Source organism: Bradyrhizobium pachyrhizi (assembly GCF_001189245.1).
GTDB classification, from domain to species: domain Bacteria; phylum Pseudomonadota; class Alphaproteobacteria; order Rhizobiales; family Xanthobacteraceae; genus Bradyrhizobium; species Bradyrhizobium pachyrhizi.
Window position 1 is genome coordinate 161,757 of the sequence record NZ_LFIQ01000076.1, and the last position, 2,866, is coordinate 164,622.

Genomic DNA, 2,866 nt, shown 5'->3' on the forward strand with positions numbered 1-2,866 from the left:
CCGCATGCAGCGAAGCGAAATGCGATCCGGGTGAGGGGGTACCGGACTATCCACGCACATCGCTTGCGGAGAGAGCCCCTCACCGAAATCCCCGAAGAGCGGCCTTCGCTCGTCTCGGCCCCCGCAAGAGCGGGGCGAGGGAGCACTAGGCCGATCGCGATTCCAAAAGTTCGCGCCACTGCTGCAAGGTGCGGCATGTTTCCGCATTGTAGCCATCTGTGACTTGAGTTCGCGCTGCCGCTTTGGCAAGTCAGTCCGGTCAACGCCCGCCCTGGTCCTGATCGGACATTTTCATTTTGACCCTCTCCTCGAATCTTCGCGGCAGCCTGTTCATGGCTGCGGCCATGGCCAGCTTCACGGTCAACGACACCATCACCAAGGCGGTGTCGGCGGAGCTCAACATCGGCGAGATCCTGTTGGTGCGCGGCCTGGTTGCGATGGTGCTGGTCGCGGCGCTCGCCTGGTACCGTGACGCGCTGCGCAGTTTCAGCGTGCTCCTGATCTGGCCGGTCGGGCTGCGCGTCCTTGGCGAGATCGGCGGCACGCTGACCTATCTCTCCGCGATCGCGCAAATCCCGCTCGCCAACGCCTCGGCGATCTTCCAGGCGCTGCCGCTGGTCATCACGCTGGGCGCGGCGCTGGTGTTCGGCGAGCCGGTCGGCTGGCGGCGATGGCTTGCGATCGCCGCCGGCTTCATCGGCGTGCTCGTCATCGTTCGGCCCGGCGCGGAAGGTTTCAGCCAGGCTGCGCTGCTGGCGCTGGCGTCGGTCGGGTTCTGCGCGGTGCGCGATCTCGCGACCCGCCGCATCCCGAAGCATCTGCCGACGGTGTTCATCACGCTGCTCACCACCGTGACCGTGACGACGGCAGGTGCTGTCGTCCTTGTCCCGCTCGGCGGCTGGCGGGCGCCGTCCGGCAATGCGCTCGGCCTGCTCACATTGGCCGCGGTCCTGATCCTGATCGGTTATCAGTGCATCATCGTGTCACTGCGCACCGGCGACATCTCGGCGGTGGCGCCGTTCCGCTACACCGCGCTGCCGTGGGCGATGCTGACGGGCTATCTCGCCTTCGGCCACAAGCCCGACGGTCCAATGCTCGCGGGTGCCGCGATCATCGTCGCTTCCGGCCTCTATGCCTTCTACCGCGAGCGCAAGCGCGATAAGCTCCGTCCCGCCGCGACCGGACCGGGCCTGCCGCCGGATGGGCTGTGAGGCATCCGTGATCCGTAGGATGGGTGGAGCGCAGCGATACCCATCATGACGCCGCTGATACGAGGTGATGGGTTTCGCTTCGCTCTACCCATCCTACGCAATCATTTGCGAATCACTTCGCACAATGTGCGATCAGCCGTGCGACGAATGCGCCGCAAGCCTCGAGCTGCGACATCTCGACGAACTCGTCCGGCGTATGCGCCTGTGCGATCGAGCCGGGGCCGACCACGACGGACGGCACGTCCGCCATGCTGACGAACAGGCTGGCCTCGGTGCCGAAGGCGACCTTGGCGTGGTCGTTGCGGCCAGCAAATTGCTTGGCGAGCGTGACGATGGCGGCGTCGGCGGCGGTGTCGAGTGCGGGATAATCGAGGATCTCCTCGAAGTCGATGCCGCATTCCGGGTGCCGCTTGCGCATGTCAGGCTCGATCTCGGCCTTCGCCCAGGCGATGATCGCGTCCGTCACCTCTCTCGACTCGGTGATACCGATGCCGCGGCATTCGAATTCCACCACGCAACTGTCGGGCACGATGTTCAGCGCGGCGCCGCCGTGCACGATGCTGGTGAGCAGGGTCGAGTGCGGGACATCGTAGAGGCTGCCTTGTTCGGCATCCGCGGCCAGCAACGCGGCGCGGCGGCGGATCTCGGTGATGAGGTCGGCGGCATATTCGATGGCGTTGACGCCGTCGGGCGCGATCGAGGAGTGGCGGGCGAGCCCGCGGAAGGTAGCGCGCACGCCGTGCTTGCCTTTGTGCCCGATGATCACCTGCATCTGGGTCGGCTCGCCGACGAAACAGCCGAGTGGCCTGATCGGCTTGCGCGCGACCTCGCGCAGCATCGGACGCACGCCGACGCAACCGATTTCCTCGTCATAGGAGATGGCAAGATTGATCGGCGTCTTCAGATCGGCCGCGAGCATCTCGGGAACCATCGCGAGGCAGACGGCGACAAAGCCTTTCATGTCGGTGGTGCCGCGGCCGTACAGCCGGCGATCGCGCTCGACGAACTCGAACGGGTTGTGGTTCCAGTCCTGTCCGACAACCGGCACGACATCGGTATGCCCCGACAGCACCAGCCCGGCCTTGTCCTCGGGGCCGATCGTGACCCACAACGAGGATTTCTGACCGGTTTCATCGACGATGCGCTGTCCCGTGAGGCCAAGCGAGGCGAGGTAGCGCTCGATGTAGTCGATCAGGGGCAGATTGCTGCGGTCGCTGACGGTGTCGAAGGCGACGAGGTCGGCCAATAGCTTGCGGATGCGGTCGGAACGTTGATTTTGCATTGCCTGTTCGTTTGCGAGGGGATTGTGCGAGGAACTACGCGTGTGCGGACGATCCTGCCAGCGAAGTATAGCAGCTGGTTGGCCTGCCGAGGCCAAGCAATATTCGGACCGTTGCCGGCGGTTATTGGAGGTCCAGGCCTGTAGGATGGGAGAGCGAAGCGAAACCCATCGAATATATCCGCGCGGCGAGATGATGGGTTTCGTGGAGTTTATCATCGGGTCGCGCGTTGCGCGGACCTGGGGCGGAACGAAAGGCAAGACTTGGGCGATTCAAGACTCGGGCGATTCATGTCGCGAGAATGCGAAACTGTATCCCCATTCTCGGCTGTCATCGCCCGGCTCGGACCGGGCGATCCAGTACGCCGCGGCCTCT

3 protein-coding genes are annotated in these 2,866 nt (G+C 64.8%); 2 read left to right on the forward strand and 1 reads right to left on the reverse strand.

Annotation, left to right across the window (positions count from 1 at the left end):
* Positions 1-296 precede the first annotated feature (296 nt).
* Positions 297-1,211 (forward strand): DMT family transporter, encoded by a 915-nt coding sequence (locus AKL29_RS15815; protein WP_050384825.1) that lies wholly within the window; start codon positions 297-299, stop codon positions 1,209-1,211.
* 112 nt (positions 1,212-1,323) lie between these two features.
* Here AKL29_RS15815 and argE read toward each other — a convergent pair whose 3' ends face one another.
* Complete coding sequence (argE, locus tag AKL29_RS15820; protein ID WP_050384826.1) at positions 1,324-2,493, reverse strand: acetylornithine deacetylase; 1,170 nt, start codon at positions 2,491-2,493, stop codon at positions 1,324-1,326.
* A gap of 190 nt (positions 2,494-2,683) precedes the next feature.
* Between argE and AKL29_RS43990 the strand changes: the two genes are divergently transcribed.
* On the forward strand, positions 2,684-2,866 hold a 183-nt coding region (locus AKL29_RS43990; protein WP_210168326.1), incomplete at its 3' end, for a hypothetical protein.